At 57.2% G+C, this 15,412-nt stretch carries 14 protein-coding genes; 9 read left to right on the top strand and 5 right to left on the bottom strand.

The annotated features are described in order from the left end of the window. Positions 1–12: 12 nt before the first annotated feature. A complete protein-coding gene (locus BKP64_RS14390) occupies positions 13–1,425 on the bottom strand; it encodes an MATE family efflux transporter (protein ID WP_070971538.1) in 1,413 nt (470 codons plus the stop codon). A 189-nt stretch (positions 1,426–1,614) separates the two neighbouring features. Here BKP64_RS14390 and BKP64_RS14385 point away from each other — a divergent pair, with 189 nt between their 5' ends. After that, a complete protein-coding gene (locus BKP64_RS14385; protein ID WP_070971535.1) occupies positions 1,615–2,487 on the top strand; it encodes a carboxylate/amino acid/amine transporter in 873 nt (290 codons plus the stop codon). 153 nt (positions 2,488–2,640) lie between these two features. After that, positions 2,641–4,215 carry a methyl-accepting chemotaxis protein gene (locus BKP64_RS14380; protein WP_070971532.1) on the top strand — a complete coding sequence of 525 codons (1,575 nt, stop codon included), beginning with the start codon at positions 2,641–2,643 and terminating at the stop codon, positions 4,213–4,215. A 179-nt stretch (positions 4,216–4,394) separates the two neighbouring features. Here the strand turns inward: BKP64_RS14380 and BKP64_RS14375 are convergent, their stop codons facing one another. From BKP64_RS14375 to dctP, 3 genes are all read right to left on the bottom strand, one after another. Beyond that, positions 4,395–5,705, bottom strand: coding sequence for a TRAP transporter large permease (locus tag BKP64_RS14375; protein ID WP_070971530.1), 1,311 nt, complete (start codon positions 5,703–5,705; stop codon positions 4,395–4,397). After that, entirely contained in the window at positions 5,702–6,247 is a 546-nt protein-coding gene (locus tag BKP64_RS14370; RefSeq protein WP_070971528.1) for a TRAP transporter small permease subunit, read from the bottom strand. The genes BKP64_RS14375 and BKP64_RS14370 overlap by 4 nt, the downstream gene beginning before the upstream one ends. 92 nt (positions 6,248–6,339) lie before the next feature. Then, positions 6,340–7,386, bottom strand: coding sequence for a TRAP transporter substrate-binding protein DctP (gene dctP / locus BKP64_RS14365; protein ID WP_070973697.1), 1,047 nt, complete (start codon positions 7,384–7,386; stop codon positions 6,340–6,342). A 165-nt stretch (positions 7,387–7,551) separates the two neighbouring features. Here dctP and BKP64_RS14360 point away from each other — a divergent pair, with 165 nt between their 5' ends. Next, positions 7,552–8,292: an enoyl-CoA hydratase/isomerase family protein gene (locus BKP64_RS14360; protein WP_070971525.1), complete on the top strand. Its 741-nt coding sequence runs from the start codon at positions 7,552–7,554 to the stop codon at positions 8,290–8,292. Between the two features lie 6 nt (positions 8,293–8,298). Here BKP64_RS14360 and BKP64_RS14355 read toward each other — a convergent pair whose 3' ends face one another. Then, positions 8,299–9,900, bottom strand: coding sequence for a class I adenylate-forming enzyme family protein (locus BKP64_RS14355; RefSeq protein ID WP_070971522.1), 1,602 nt, complete (start codon positions 9,898–9,900; stop codon positions 8,299–8,301). A 145-nt stretch (positions 9,901–10,045) separates the two neighbouring features. Here BKP64_RS14355 and BKP64_RS14350 point away from each other — a divergent pair, with 145 nt between their 5' ends. The 6 genes from BKP64_RS14350 (at position 10,046) to surE (ending at position 15,390) form a co-directional block, all read left to right on the top strand. Next, complete coding sequence (locus tag BKP64_RS14350) at positions 10,046–10,840, top strand: SDR family NAD(P)-dependent oxidoreductase (RefSeq protein WP_070971518.1); 795 nt, start codon at positions 10,046–10,048, stop codon at positions 10,838–10,840. Next, complete coding sequence (locus BKP64_RS14345) at positions 10,840–11,280, top strand: PaaI family thioesterase (RefSeq protein WP_070971516.1); 441 nt, start codon at positions 10,840–10,842, stop codon at positions 11,278–11,280. The genes BKP64_RS14350 and BKP64_RS14345 overlap by 1 nt, the downstream gene beginning before the upstream one ends. Positions 11,281–11,365: 85 nt before the next feature. Further along, positions 11,366–12,574, top strand: a complete 1,209-nt coding sequence (locus tag BKP64_RS14340; protein ID WP_070971513.1) for an acyl-CoA dehydrogenase family protein — start codon at positions 11,366–11,368, stop codon at positions 12,572–12,574. 16 nt (positions 12,575–12,590) lie between these two features. Continuing rightward, positions 12,591–13,358 carry an SDR family NAD(P)-dependent oxidoreductase gene (locus BKP64_RS14335; protein ID WP_070971510.1) on the top strand — a complete coding sequence of 256 codons (768 nt, stop codon included), beginning with the start codon at positions 12,591–12,593 and terminating at the stop codon, positions 13,356–13,358. Between the two features lie 173 nt (positions 13,359–13,531). After that, positions 13,532–14,596 carry a phosphotransferase gene (locus BKP64_RS14330; RefSeq protein ID WP_070971507.1) on the top strand — a complete coding sequence of 355 codons (1,065 nt, stop codon included), beginning with the start codon at positions 13,532–13,534 and terminating at the stop codon, positions 14,594–14,596. Then, positions 14,593–15,390: a 5'/3'-nucleotidase SurE gene (surE, locus tag BKP64_RS14325; protein WP_070971504.1), complete on the top strand. Its 798-nt coding sequence runs from the start codon at positions 14,593–14,595 to the stop codon at positions 15,388–15,390. The genes BKP64_RS14330 and surE overlap by 4 nt, the downstream gene beginning before the upstream one ends. Positions 15,391–15,412 lie beyond the last annotated feature (22 nt).

The following is a 15,412-nucleotide window of genomic DNA, read 5'->3' as shown; positions in this document are numbered from 1 at the left end:
TTTGACAGCGAGTCAGGCCGATTCTGATAAGGAGTGGGTGTCCTGACCGGGAGCATACCTGAACAGCCGCCAGCCAAGCAGAATGCTCGCTGAAATGAGCCCGCCGGTCAGGCCTGCCCAGAAGCCCGCCGCGCCCATTGTCGGTATCAGCCAGTCCGTGAAGGTCAGAGCATAGCCCAGGGGCAGGCCCACACCCCAGAATGAAAACAGCATGATGAACATCGGGATGCGGGTATCCTTGTAACCCCGCAGTGCACTGATGCAGGTTACCTGAATAACATCGGCAATCTGGAAAATTGCGGCGAACATCAGCAGCTTGATGGTGACCGCCTGAACCTCACTGTCGCTGGTGTATAGCGCTGCGATTTCCCAGGAGAACACAAACAGCAGCCCCGCGAACACCAGTGCCGTTGCCGCAGCCAGGATCAGCGAGCTGCGGGAAATCAGACGCGCGGTATCGGCGGCATGGGCGCCTATCAGAAAACTGACCCGCAATGTCAGCGCCATACCGATACTCAGTGGCAGCATGAACAGCAATGACACCACATTCAGGGCAATCTGGTGTCCCGCCACAATGACCGGCCCGAGCGGTGCAAGGAACAGGGCAATGACAGAGAACAGGCTGGCCTCGACAAAAATGGTAAAGCCAATCGGCACGCCGATTCCCAGAATGTAGCGGATACCTGCCAGGTCCGGTTTTACCCAGTCGGAGATCAGATGGAATTTTCGGTAAACACGGCTGCGATTGAGGTATACCAGCAACGCGATGGCCGCGACACCGTTGGAGATTGAGGTGGCCCAGCCACAGCCGATACCGCCCATGGCCGGCAGGCCGAGTTTGCCGTAAATGAAGATGTAGTTCAGCGGCAGGTTGATCAGCGTGCTGAGCACGGAGAACGCCATGATCACCCGGGTATGGCCCAGGCCATCGGTGAGCCCCCTAAGTGCTGTGATCATCAGAAGCGCGGGCACGCCCCAGGCGAAAGCGTCGAGATAGCCCTGGGTAATGCGTGCCGTATTGGCCTCAAGGTTAAGCAGAGTCAGGACCGGATGAACATGGGTGAGCAGAAGGATCATGATCAGCGAGCCAGCGGCAGCGATATAGAGCCCCTGCCAGGTGGCTGGCATGATTTTATGGTGACTCCGGGCACCGTTGTATCCGGAAATGATCGGCTGCAAAGCCCCCAGCATGCCCATAAAAAACAGAAACAGAGGCATCCAGAGACTGCTGCCAATGCCGACGGCCGCCAGGTCCCTGGCGCTGGCGTGGCCCGCCATCACCGTGTCGATAACACCATTGGCCATCTGCGCTAGCTGGGCAACCAGGATAGGGCCGCCGAGAAGCGCCAGGGTGCGCCACTCTGTCAGGGTTCGGGTTACCAGGGGCTGGCGTGCTTCCGGTAATGGCTGGTCGGCTTCGTCCATAAGAGGCTGTGGTTCGCTTCCGGGTGTCCTTGAATGATGGTTCGCTGTGGCTCTGCCTGGCAGGCCCGGAACGCATGGTACCCGATTGAATGAGGCCGTGGCATCGGTGTTTGTGCTCGCCCGTGGCGCTGCAAGTTTTTCTGAAAACCGGTAAAGTACGCGCCTTCATTCAAGCGGATGGCAGTTACAATGGCACTTCTGGTTTTCGTTACAATTCTCTGGGCTTTTTCATTCAGCCTGATCGGTGAGTTTCTGGCCGGCCAGGTGGACAGCGATTTTGCGGTGCTTACCCGTGTCTTGCTCGGTGCCCTGGTGTTTCTGCCATTTACCCGCTGGCGGGGGGTGCCGTCCGGTATGAAGCTGGGTATTCTGGCGACCGGGATGCTGCAGTTTGGCATCACCTATTTGTGCCTGTACCGCTCCTTCAGCTACCTGACGGTACCGGAAGTTCTGCTGTTTACCATCTTCACGCCGCTTTATGTCACCCTGATTGACGATGCCCTGTTCCGGCGCTTTTCTCCGTTTGCACTGGTGGCTGCGGGCATCGCCACGGTGGGCGCAGGCATTATCCGTTATGACGGGCTGAGCGAAGACTTCATTACCGGTTTCCTGTTACTTCAGGTGGCCAATTTCACCTTTGCGGCGGGACAGGTGGGCTATAAACACGTCATGCAGCATTATCCGGTCGGAATCCCCGCGTTTCGCACCTTCGGCTACTTCTTTTTCGGTGCATTGATTATCGCCCTGCCTTCGTTTCTGGTCTTTGGTAACGTCGACCGTTTGCCCACCACTTCTCTGCAGTGGGGTATTCTTGGGTGGCTGGGGTTGGCCGCTTCGGGCATGGGGTTGTTCCTCTGGAACCGGGGCGCGTGTCACGTGGATGCCGGTACGCTGGCGATCATGAACAATGCGCTGGTGCCCGCCGGATTGTTGGTGAATCTTCTGATCTGGAACCGGGATGCGGATCTGCTTCGCCTGGTTATCGGAGGTGGCGTCATCGCTTTTTCACTCTGGATCAATGCCCGCTTCCATCCTCGTGCCCGTCTGGTGGCGACGGCATAGGGATCAGCACCTCCTAAGGTTTCGGGCTCTGCTGCCGATACAATTCCGAACGCAGTTTCACGTTTGATTAATATCAATAGTATCCGCCAAACGGTATGTTTGCGGCCCAATAAATGATCCGTCCCAGGCCCGAATTGAAGAGTAGGTATGTCTATGCGCAAGAATCTCCCGGTAACCCAGCGTGAAGTGAAAATGCGCAAAGGAGGTCGGCTGATCACCACCACCGATCTCAAGGGAGTGATTACCTACTGCAACGAGGAGTTCGTGGAGATCAGTGGCTTCTCCCGAGAAGAGCTGATTGGCCAGGCGCACAATGTGATCCGCCATCCGGACATGCCCCGGGCCGTGTTCCAGGGCATGTGGGATTACCTCAAGGCCGGCAAGGCCTGGATGGGTGTGGTAAAGAACCGGGCCAAGAACGGTGATCATTACTGGGTCAGTGCCTATGTAACGCCGATCCGCGAGAATGGCCAGATGGTCGGCTATGAATCGGTACGGGTCGAGCCCACCCGGGAACAGGTTGCCCGTTCAGAACGGCTTTATGGCAAGATTTCTGCCGGCAAACTGTCATCCCCGTTCCGTAACCGGGCGTTGTCCATGTTCCGGTCCGGATGGCCTTTCATTCTCTCGCTCGGGTTCAGTCTGGTTGCGCTTCGGCTTGATCAGCCGTGGCTCGCGGTCTCGCTGGTGGTGGTTGGTCAGGTTCTTGGTTTCTCGCTGGTATTCGGCTCTCTCTCCAACCGGCTGAGAGCACTGCTGGATCTTCGACCGGATGCCTTCCACGATCCCGTTGTGGCCCGGACCTACAGCGATGAGCGTGGCCTGCTGTCTCAGGTATCGATGATGCTCGTCAGCGAGGAGGCGCGCGTGCGCACGGCCCTTGCCAGAATAGATGATCAGGCCGAACTCCTGTATGAGCAGGCCCGTGCATCCCATGGTTACATCAGAGACGGCGCTGCGGCGATCGCCCGCCAAAGGTCTGAAACGGATCAAACGGCGTCTGCGATAACGGAAATGACCGCGTCTATCCAGGAAGTTACTGAATCGGTAACGGGTAACGCCCGGGAAGCCGAGGAGGCAAATCGTCTTGCCGGTGTCGGCAGTGAGCGCAGTGCGGAAGCCCTGGTGGCGATTGAGCAGCTTGTGAATCGCGTAAACGGTATTGGCACCACCATCAGCAAACTGGGCGAGTCAACCAACAGCATTGGTGAAGCGGCGAGCCTGATATCGGAGATTGCCGAGCAGACCAATCTGCTGGCTCTGAATGCGGCCATCGAAGCCGCGCGCGCCGGTGAGCAGGGACGTGGTTTCGCCGTCGTCGCCGATGAAGTGCGTTCGCTTGCCAGCCGTACCCGTGAGTCCACCGTCCGTATCCAGGAGGTGATCAACGATTTCAAACAACAGGTTGAGGAGGCTGTCGAGGCAACCCGCGAAGGTGAGGCCGTGGCTGGTCAGGGCCTTGACAGGGTCCGTGACGCAGAGACTTCCCTGCGGGATATTGTCACGTCCATACAGACCATTTCCGACAGTTTCATCAGTATGTCGGCAGCGTTTGAGGAGCAGGGCCAGGTCTCGGAAGAAATCAATCGCCAGGTTATAAATATCGCCGAGCTGGCGGATCACAGTGATGACCAGGCCAACTCCGCCAAGCAAAGCAGCGATCAACTCAGCGCCATGTCGCGTGGTCTGAAAGACCTGGTTGCGCGCTTTATCAGTAAAACCGGCTAGTTAACTTTCCTCTCAACGGCAACGAATCGGGCACCACCCGGGGCCATTGTCTTTGTCTCCAACCTGATCTCCTGATCAGGCCCGCATAACCGGTTGTGTACAAAAAACCCGGCCTGGGAAGGGCCGGGTTTTTTATGGTTGCACCATATGTGCGACAGGGTAGTACTCCGTGGTCAGTGTCAGAAAAAGAGGTCGGGCAGCCAGGTTGCGATCTCCGGAAATACCATGATCAGGCCAATGCCGATTATCTCCACGATGACGAACGGGATAATCGACTTGTAGATGTCTTTCATGGTGATGCTCGGCGGCACAATACCTTTCAGGTAGAAAAGGTTGAAGCCGAATGGCGGGGTCATGTACCCGATTTCCATATTGATCACGAAGAGGATACCGAACCAGATTGGATCGAACCCCAGACTCTCCACAATCGGCATGAACACCGGCAGGGTGATCAGCATGATGCCTACGGGATCCAGTACCATCGCCAGCAGGAAAACGATCACCATCATTGCAATGATAATGCCCCATGGACCACCGGGAATCATGTTCATCAGGCCTTCAATAAGTTCCTGGGCGCCCATGCTTTGATAGGCGGCACTGAAGGCGTGGGCGGCGAACAGAATCCACATGATCATGCCGGTGAGTTTGAAGGTCCGGATTGCCGCTTCCTTGAGAATGTCCCATTTGAACTGGCGATAGACTGCCGCGGAAATCAGGGACCCAAGTACACCCATGGCAGCCGCCTCTGTCGGGGTGGTAATACCGCCGATGATCGAGCCGAGGACCATAACAACCACCCCAATGGGTAGGAGCACGGCCCGTAATGCGCGCAATTTTTCGGGCCAGGTACCACGTTCCTCTTTGGGAAGGGCCGGCGCGAGTTCCGGTTGGAGATGGCATCTAACCAGGATGTAAATGGCGGTAAGCACCATCAACAGAATGCCGGGCATGATACCTGCGGCAAACATTTTGCCGACGGACACACCGGTAATGAGGGCGTAGAGGATCATCAGGATGCTGGGCGGGATCAGGATGCCCCAGCCACCACCGGTGTTGATGACGCCCAGCGCCATGCTCTTGTCGTAGCCTCTTTCTAACATCGAGGGCAGAGCAATCGTGCCCATGGCGACCACGGCGGCGCCACTGATACCAACCATCGCGGCGAATACGGCGCAGATGCCTAGAGTCCCAAGGGCAAGTCCGCCCCGGAGACCGCCGCACCAGAGGTGCATCATCCGGTACAGATCCCTTGCCACACCGGTTCGTTCCAGGATCATGGCCATGAAGACGAACAGCGGAATGGCCACCAGGGTAAAGCTGCCCATGGTGCCCCAGATTTGCGAGGCGACCATATAAAAGGAGTCAAACCCCCAGGTGAAATAGAGAAAAACCACGGACACGCCGCCAAGAACAAACGCCAGTGGCAGCCCCAGCAGCAGGAAAAACAGCAGTGCGCCAAAGAACAGCAGGGTCAGGACTTCAATACTCACAGCTGTTCTCCTTCGGATTCGCTCTCTTCAGGGGTGTAATAGTCAAGGTCAAAGGCGATGGCGATGTCCTCAAGCAGTTTGACCAGTCCCTGCAGTACAAGAAGTCCTGTCCCCAGGGGTATGGCAAGCTTTACTGGCCAGACGGGAGGGTTCCAGGCCGAGTAGGAGCTTTCCCAGCTGGAGATGGACTCACTGGCCATATCGATACCGAACCAGAGCAAAGCCAGAGTGAAAATGAAAAACACCAGGGAGGTTGCGATATCCATGACCGCGCGTTTGCGCGGCGCAAGATGGGAGTGCAGAAGGTCAACGTTGACATGGCCCCGATGCGCCATGATGTAGCCACCTGACATAACAGCGTATACCCCGAACAGCATCTGGGTGAGCTCGTTGGTCCAGACTGTTGGTGAGTTAAGCAGGTAACGGAACCCAACCTCCAGTAGCAGGAACACGAACATGGCAAAAATGAGGAGGGCTATCCAGCGCCCGACAAAATCATTGAGACGGGTAACCCCTCTCATGAATGCGGTGATCACACCCATGGTATTCTCCAGGAGGACGTTGGTTCTATTCAGGGATAAAAAGGCCGGAGACGATTGGCTCCGGCCTTTTTTGCTTTCTTAAACGGCCAGGATCAGAGGTAGCCGAGCTCAGCCAGGTAGCCTTTCAGCATATCGAGTGCCTTCTGGGCGTTTTCGCTGCGCTTGCCTTCCTCGTCCCACATCTTCTGTGCGGTTTGCACCAGCTTTGACTGCACGTCATCAGGCAGAACATTGACCTCCACGCCCTCTTCGGCAATCGCCTTGGCCAGAGTGATTCGCTCCTTGTACTGGTACTCGTTGGTACGGATCCAGAACTGCTCGCTGAGGGCATCCTTGACGGTCTTCTGCATATCTTCCGGCAGTTTGTCGAGGGCCTTCTGGCTGACAATGATGGCGTCAGTACCGGCAATGTTCAGGGCCGGTTGTACGTGGTACTTGGCCACTTCATAGAGGCCCATGCTGTAGGCACCCTGGGCAGCACCCCAGTGGGCACCATCAACAATTCCGGAATCCAGCGCAGAGTACAGCTCGCTGCCCGGAATATAGGAAGCGGCGGCGCCGGCCTCGGTCAGGAACGTTTGCAGGGCACCGGAGGACCGGATTTTCAGGCTGGTGAAGTCTTCCCAACTCTTGATCGGCTTCTTGACCACCATCTCGGTGGGATAGACCTTGTCGGTTGCCCAGTAAACGCCGTGCTCGGCAGCTTCATCACGAAGCATCTGCTCAAAGCCCATGTTCTGATGGAAATAGGCTGCTTCCCAAACGTTGCGGAAGGCGAATGGCAGGCCAGAGGCGATGCCTGCAACAGAAACTTTGTCTTGGGCGTAAGCCGGAGAGATGGTTCCCATTTCCAGGATTCCGCGGCTCACGGCGTTAAAGATTTCCTTTGATTTGAACAGTGCGCCGGCTTCGTACAATTTCAGTTGCAGGCGGCCATCAGTGCGCTCGTCCAGAACCCGCTGCAGTCGAACCAGACTGTCCGTGTAAGAACTGCTGGAGCCCGGCCAGTGAGACTGGACTTTCCATGTATACGTTTCCTGGGCGGCTGCCGGCGCGGCGGAAAGTGCGGCGGAAATCCCGAGGGTAAGGGCTGACGCATAAAGGGTCAGGCTTTTGCGTGCGTTGGCGAAGAGATTCATGACTTGGCCTCGTTCGTTATTGTAGTGGCATTTCTTTGGTGTTTCACTGTGCAGAATAGGCGACTGCATGGTGAATCTTGTTATTTGAATCTATCACAAGATTGGCTTTTTGCAATAGGATGTTTTCAGACGACAACAACAGAATGTTTCCAGAAGGATAGTTCAATGATCGATGTTCAGCAGTGTGACGGTGTGCTGCACCTGATTATCAACCGCCCGGAAAAGAAAAACGCCCTGACCCGTGACATGTATGAACGCCTTGCTGAGGCGATCACAAGGGCGAATACCGACGATCAGGTGAGCGCCATCGTTATTTCCGGGAAGGGAAATGTGTTCACGGCAGGAAACGATCTTGACGACTTTCGGGCACGGGCCACGGACGATCGTCCGAAACCATCGGCGGGCCTGGCGTTTATCGAGACGCTGATGAACTGCGATACTCCGGTTATTGCCGGTGTCGAGGGGCTGGCTATTGGCATTGGAACGACTCTGCTATTGCATTGTGATTCGGTAGTGACAGGGCGGAATGCAAAGTTCAAGACCGCGTTTGTGGATCTGGGCCTGGTGCCAGAGGCTGCCTCAACGGTGACCATGCCGCTGCACCTTGGCATGCGCAGGGCGATGGATCTGTTGCTATTTGGTGAAGTGATTACCGGTGAGGAAGCCCGGGAGAGCGGGCTGGTCAGCACCGTGGTGGCAGATGGCGAGGCGGTGGCACAGGCGCTGACCCTTGCCCGTCGCCTGGCGGACAAACCCCGTGATGCCTTGAGGGCCAGCAAACGGCTGATTCGTGCGCCCTGGCGCGAGCAGATCAGGGAAGCTCTGGAGCGGGAGCGCTCGGTGTTTTCCGAGCGCCTCCGGTCCGAGGACTGTCGGGCTGCCCTTGAGCGACTGGCGCAGCGCTAACGGCACCTACTGCACTGTCTTGTTCCAGTAAGGGCTGCGCAGCTCCCGTTTCAGCACCTTGCCGATGGTAGAGCGTGGCAGTTCCTCTCGGAACTCGATGCCGGCGAGGCGCTGGCCTTTACCCAGCTGTGTGTTGGCCCAGGCCAGTATTTGCGCTTCGGATTCGTCGTGCCCGCCCGTTCGAACCACAAGCCCCAGAGGTGTTTCTCCCCACTGCTCGCTGGGAATCCCGATGACTGCGGCGTCAGCGACTGCTGGATGGGCCAGCAAGACCTTCTCCAGGTCAACGGCATAAATGTTGAAACCGCCGGAGATGATCATATCCTTGCGGCGATCAAGAATGTAGACAAAGCCATCCTCGTCGATTCGGCCCATGTCGCCGCTACGATAAAAAACCTCGCCGTCAGGGCTGGTCCAAAGCATTTCCCGGGTTTGCTCAGGCCGGTTGACGTAACCACGCATCATCGAGATAGCCCGACCGACCAGTTCGCCCGTTGCTCCCCTTGGTAATTCTTTTCCATCCTCGTCAATAACCCGTACGTCGGCGCCTTCCGTAGGTACGCCAACCGAGTCCCACTTGTCCGGATGTGCGGCACAGTCGAGGCTGGTGGAGATGCCGCCCTCGGTCAGACCGTACACCTCCCGGATGTTGCCGGGCCAGCGGGCCATGGCATTGGCGATGACGTCCGCGTGTAGTGGCGCGCTGGTGCACAGTTTAAGTTTGAAGGTGGAGAGGTCAAAGCGGTCAAAATCCGCTTCAGCCAGAATGCGCTGATATTGCACGGGCACGAGCATGGCATGGGTAACCCGGTGCTTTTCCGCCAGTTCCAGGAACCGGTGCGCGTCGAACTTTGCCATGATCACCAGGGTGCCGCCATGAAACAGCGTGGGTAATACGGAAACCAGCGTGGTGTTGGAATACAAGGGGGTAGAAACAAGATTGATGGCATCGCCATCCAGACCAAACCGGCTCATACGGACCATCTGCCGCTGGCGAAACCGGTAATCATGGAGGATGCCTTTCGGGGTTCCTGTGGTCCCTGAGCTGTAAATAATGTTGAAAGGATCATCCAGGGAAAGCTCTACCGGTTGCGGGTCGGCTGGTTCCTTGCCGAGCCATTCAGGCAAGTCCGGGCCTATGCCTTCTCCGTGCTCGCCGAGGGCAATGATCCGGTTGTCCGGGAGTGACGGGAGGCCCACCCGGAACGCAGACAGGAGATCCCGGTTTTTCGGAGAGACAAACAGGAACTGTGCCCTGCAGTCTTTCAGCATCAATCCGAGAGCCTCAGCACTGGCCATACCCGACAGGGGAACCATGCAGCCGCCTGCGGTGAGTGTGCCCAGATAGAGGGCCACATAGTCGGCGCTGTTTTCCGACAGCGCAGCCACGCAATCCCCTTTTCGCAGCCCCGCTGATCGCAGGCGGTTAGCAATCCGGTTGACCTGAGTTATCAACGTTCGCCAGCTGACGGTTCCCTGGTCGCTGATCAGTGCCGGCTGAGTGCCACGACTCAAGGCGTGGTCCTGAATTTTTCGCCCGATGGGCTCCATCACTTCGCCGGGGGCCACTGGGGCATAGACTGGCATCGCATTCACATCATTTTCCATTTTTTGCCCTTCCGGTGTTATCGTGTTTTATCTAGTGAAATTAACTTCCGAATATATTGACTCAAAACCGGAAGGCGTGACAAATTATTGAAGCAGTAAAAACCGCGAAGACAAGAACAAAACAGGAAACACAAGGAGTAGCGGCATGGGGCGTTTTGAGCATCGGGTAGCGATTGTGACCGGAGCGGGCAGTGGAATTGGCCGTGCAACGGCGTTGCGGTTGGCTCGGGAAGGTGCGCGTGTGGTGATAGCAGATACCTCCGAAGCGGGCCTGATTGAAACCGAGAACAGGCTGCCCGAAGGCGCTGAGTGCCTTCGCCGCGTGATTGATGTGGCGGACGAGGACCTGGTGAGGGAGTTGGTGGATGAAACCATGGCCGGTTTTGGAAAAATCGACGTTCTGTGCAACGTTGCCGGCATCGCCAGTACCGGCAATGGCCATCCTCCGGTGACCGCGAATGATCGCAATGAATGGGACAAGGTCCTGTCGGTTAATCTCATCGGAACCATGCTGTTCATAAAACATGTTGCCCCGCATATGCAGGCACGCAAGCTTGGCGCTATCGTCAATACGGCGTCGGTCGCGGGGATCCGGTCTGGCGCGGGAGGCAATGCTTACAGTGCTTCCAAGGCTGGCGTCATCAATCTGACCATGACCGCTGCCTGCGATCTGGGTAATGATAATGTCCGAGTGAATGCTGTTTGCCCCGGCCTGGTGGAGACCGGGATGACCCGAGCGGTATTCGATTACGCACGGACTCACGAAAAGGCCCACAAACTGGGCTCCCGCTGTGAGTTACGCCGTTATGGTGATGCTGAGGAGATTGCAGCCGCCATACTGTTTTTCGCCAGCGACGACGCCAGTTACATCACCGGCCAGGCGTTGCCAGTGGATGGCGGCAATACGGCTTCCCTGAACCTGCCAGGAATGAAGGTGTAATGAGTACCCAAGAGACTGATTTCATTGATGGAAAAGATTTGCCCGGGTTTCACAGCCTGCTGGGTTACCACCAGGCGTCCTGGGAAGAGAATGAAGCGGTGATCGCGCTTGAGCTCCAGCCCCGGCACCTGAATCTCGGTGGTGTCATTCACGGTGGCGTCCTCACTTCATTGCTCGATATTGCCATGGCCCAGGCGGGTACTTACTGCCCATACCCCGGGCGTATGCGCAAGGCTATTACCCTGTCGCTGACCACTACCTTCACCGGTCAGTGCTCCAGCGGCACCATCCGCGTAACCGGGCGCAAGCGTGCCGGTGGCACCCGGATTTTTAACAGCACAGGTGAAGTACATGATGATCAGGGCAACCTGCTTGCCATCGCAGAAGGTACCTTCCGGATACGATCTGGCAGTGACAAGCCGGAAGGCGTCCCGATCTGATGGTTGGAAAAGCATAACAACGGAGATGATCGCCCCTGAAGGCTGGTCACTGTATCAATGCCAATATAAATAAGAGGAAGCGGGCATGTTTGAGCTGTCTGATAAAGCGAAAAAACTGCAGGCGCAGTTGAATGAATTCATGGATGCGCACATCTATCCGAATGAGCACAAGCATCACGAACAGGTTGAACAGGCTGAAAATCGCTGGGCTCCGGTTCCCATTATTGAAGAGCTCAAGGTCAAGGCAAAAGCCGCCGGCCTGTGGAATCTGTTTTTGCCGGAGAGTGACTTCGGCGCCGGCCTGACCAACTTCGAATACGCCCATCTGTGCGAGATTATGGGCCGCTCCGAGATGGCACCGGAAGTATTCAACTGCTCCGCCCCGGATACCGGCAACATGGAAACCATTGCACGCTACGGTAATAAGGAGCAGCAGGAGCAGTGGCTTAAACCTTTGCTGGCGGGTGAAATCCGTTCCTGTTTCTCCATGACCGAGCCGGATGTGGCCTCATCGGATGCAACCAATATTGCCTGCGAGATCCGTCGCGAAGGCGACGAGTACGTGATCAACGGGAAGAAGTGGTGGTCGTCGGGTGCAATGACGACGACCTCGAAGATTGCCATCGTGATGGGCAAGACCGATCCGGATGCGCCGAAACACCAGCAACAGTCGATGATTCTGGTGCCGCTGGACTCTCCGGGCGTGAAGATGGTTCGTCCCCTGACGGTGTTTGGGTATGACCACGCCCCTCACGGCCATGCCGAGATCCATTACGAGAACGTGCGTGTGCCGGTCAGCAACATGCTGCTGGGTGAGGGCCGCGGTTTTGAAATTGCCCAGGGTCGTCTTGGGCCGGGCCGTATTCACCATTGCATGCGTACTATCGGTGTTGCCGAGCGGGCATTGGAATTGATGTGCAAGCGTGCCAATGAACGCGAGGCGTTCGGCAAGCCACTGTCCAGCTTTGACTCCATTCGCAAGGACATTGCCCGCAGTCGTATTGAAATCGAGCAGGCCCGCCTGATGACCCTGAAAGCGGCGCACATGATGGACACCGTAGGTAACAAGGTAGCTCGTCAGGAAATCGCCATGATCAAGGTGATTGCTCCGAGTATGGCGCTGAAAGTGATCGACCGTGCCATTCAGGTACATGGTGGCGCCGGCGTAAGTCAGGACACCTTCCTGGCATCGGCCTGGGCGAAAGTGCGCACGTTGAGGCTGGCGGATGGACCGGATGAGGTGCATCTGGATTCTGTGGCCAAGCTTGAGCTTCGCCAGTACCGCCAGTCTTGAGTAAGAGGATCGAATGATGAACAACCCGCTTTTTGATATGACCGGCAAGGTTGCCCTGATTACCGGCTCCACCAAAGGGATTGGCCGCTCGATCGCCGAGGAAATGGCCCGTCTGGGTGCAAAAGTCGTGATCTCCAGCCGCAAGCCTGACGCCTGTGAACAGGTGGCGAACGAACTGAAGGAGCAGGGTTATGAGGCCATCGCCATTCCCTGTCATGTGGGCAAGAAAGACGACCTGCAGAACTTGGTAAACAAAACCAACGAAGCCTGGGGATCCATCGACGTGCTGGTCTGCAATGCCGCTACCAATCCGGTCTATGGCCCGACCTCTGAAATGACCGATGAGGCCTGGGACAAGATCATGGACACCAACGTCAAAGGCACTTTCTGGCTCACCAACATGGTGCTGCCGCAGATGGCTGAGAGAGGCGAAGGTACGGTGGTGCTGCTGTCCAGCATCGCAGGCATTCGTGGCAACACCACTATCGGTACCTACGGCATCTCCAAGGCGGCGGAAGCGGCACTGGCACGTAATCTCGCGGTGGAATGGGGTCCGAAAGGCATCCGCGTGAACAGCATTGCCCCCGGCCTGATCAAGACCGACTTCGCCAAGGCCCTGTGGGAAGATCCGGTGCGGGTAAAGCGTGCGGAAGATAAGACGCCGCTCAGAAGAATCGGCGACCCGGTCGACATTGCCGGGCTGGCGGTTTTTCTGTCCACCAAGGCCAGTGCCTATATCACCGGGCAGGTGATCGTCGCGGATGGTGGCGAAACCATTTGTTGAGGTAGGGCCTTATGAGTGGCGGGGAGGCCGGTGGGTGGGGAGCCTTTCTTTCGGGAAAAAGAACTCGCTGTGCTCGGACATCTTTGTTCCCTGCAGAAAGGCTCCCCACCCGCCGTCCGCTGAACTCTTTGCGGGCTGTCACACATAAAGATTAAAGAAGGTTGAGACGAGCAATGAGTATGGAGCCGGAGTTGGTGGAGGTTTTACCAGCGCACAAATTTGATGAGTCCGGGCTTTTGGTTTGGCTGCGAAAAGAGTTGCCAGAGATTGGTGATCGCCTGGACGTCAAACAATTTCAGGGTGGTCAGTCCAACCCTACGTTCCTGCTGGACACCGACAGCGGCCGTTATGTTCTGCGCAAGAAACCACCTGGAAAGACGCTGCCATCCGCCCACATGGTGGAACGTGAATACAAGGTGATGCGCGCACTGTCGGAGCACACAGTTGTGCCTGTTCCGAAGGTTCGGGTGCTGTGTGAGGACAGTTCGATTATTGGCACGCCGTTTTACGTCATGGACTATATGGAAGGCCGGATCGTCAGCCATTCGGCCCTGCGGGCATTGGACCGTAGTGAGCGACTGCCTGCTCACCAGTCCGCTATCGATACCCTTGCCAAGCTGCACTCTGTGGACGTGAACGCCATTGGTCTCGGCGACTTTGGGCGCCCGGAGGGCTATGTGGCGCGTCAGGTTTCACGCTGGACCAAACAATATCTGGCGTCCAAGACCGATGATATGCCCGCCATGGACAAGCTTATGGCCTGGCTGCCGGAAAACCTTCCGTCCACGGACGAATGCGCCATCGCCCACGGCGACTACCGGTTCGGCAACCTGATGCTGGCGCCGGACAAGCCCGAGGTGATCGCGATTCTGGACTGGGAGCTTTCGACACTTGGGCATCCGCTGGCGGACCTTGCCTACTTCTGCCTTCCTTATTACCTGCCGTCAGATCTTGAGGGCATGCGGGGGCTTCAGGGTGAGGATCTGGAGGCTCTGGGTGTGCCGAACGAGCAGGAAACCATTGCCCGTTACTGTGCCAGAACCGGCAGAGACAGTATCGATGACTGGCACGTCTATCTGGCGTTTTCCCTGTTCAGGCTCGCGGCTATTCTGCAGGGCGTTTACAAACGGGCACTGGACGGCAATGCCGCCAATGCCAACGCCCTGGACGTTGGCAAGCGTGCCAGCCTGCTGGCCCAGGTGGGCTGGAAAATCGCCAGTGAAGGGAAGCAGCCATGAGTGATCTGTACGTCACGTCACAGCCAATCGTTCGGCGCATTCTGATCACCAACGATGATGGTATTAATGCACCGGGGTTGGCGGTTCTGGAAAAGATCGCCCGCAACCTGGCGGAGGAAGTCTGGATTGTCGCGCCGGAGCATGACCGCAGCGGTGCGGGCCAGAGCATCTCGATCCATGATCCCTTGCGGGTCTACGAGACGGGGCCAAAGCGCTATGCGGTTTCCGGTACACCGGCAGATTGCGTGCTGTATTCCCTCGCCCAGTGGTTCGGTGAAACGCCGCCGGACCTGGTGCTGTCGGGAGTAAATTGCGGCGCCAACATCAGTGACTCCGTGCAGTACTCCGGAACGGTCGGTGCGGTGCTCAGCGCCCTGCACATGAACATTCCGGCAATCGCCCTGAGCCAGGCTTTTCTTTCCCGCGAAGGTATCCATTGGTCGCCGGTTGAACGGTTCGGCGAATCGGTGATTCGAAAGCTTTGGCAGGCAGGGGAAGTACGCGCCTGGAATGTGAATTTCCCCGCCTGTGACGCAGATGAAATTACCTCCGCACGCTGGTGCCGGCAGTCTACCGGCTCCATTCAGCGCGCCCGTCTGCTGGCGGGTCGCGATGCCCGAAGCCTGCCTTACTGGTGGCTCGGTTTTGAGCGTAGCTCCCGCCATATTGTCGCGCCGGATGCCGACGTCACGGTGCTGCGAGACCGGGCGATTGCGATTACACCGTTGCGACACGAAGACCCCCTGCCAGGGGGCACCGATGAATTTGATTTAGCCGCATGGGCGGATAACTGAATACACCCCGGGGAGAATAACA

The sequence above is a fragment of the Marinobacter salinus genome (genome assembly GCF_001854125.1).
GTDB lineage: Bacteria > Pseudomonadota > Gammaproteobacteria > Pseudomonadales > Oleiphilaceae > Marinobacter > Marinobacter salinus.
Note: the sequence above shows the minus strand (reverse complement) of the source record. Positions and strands in the feature narration are given on the sequence as shown.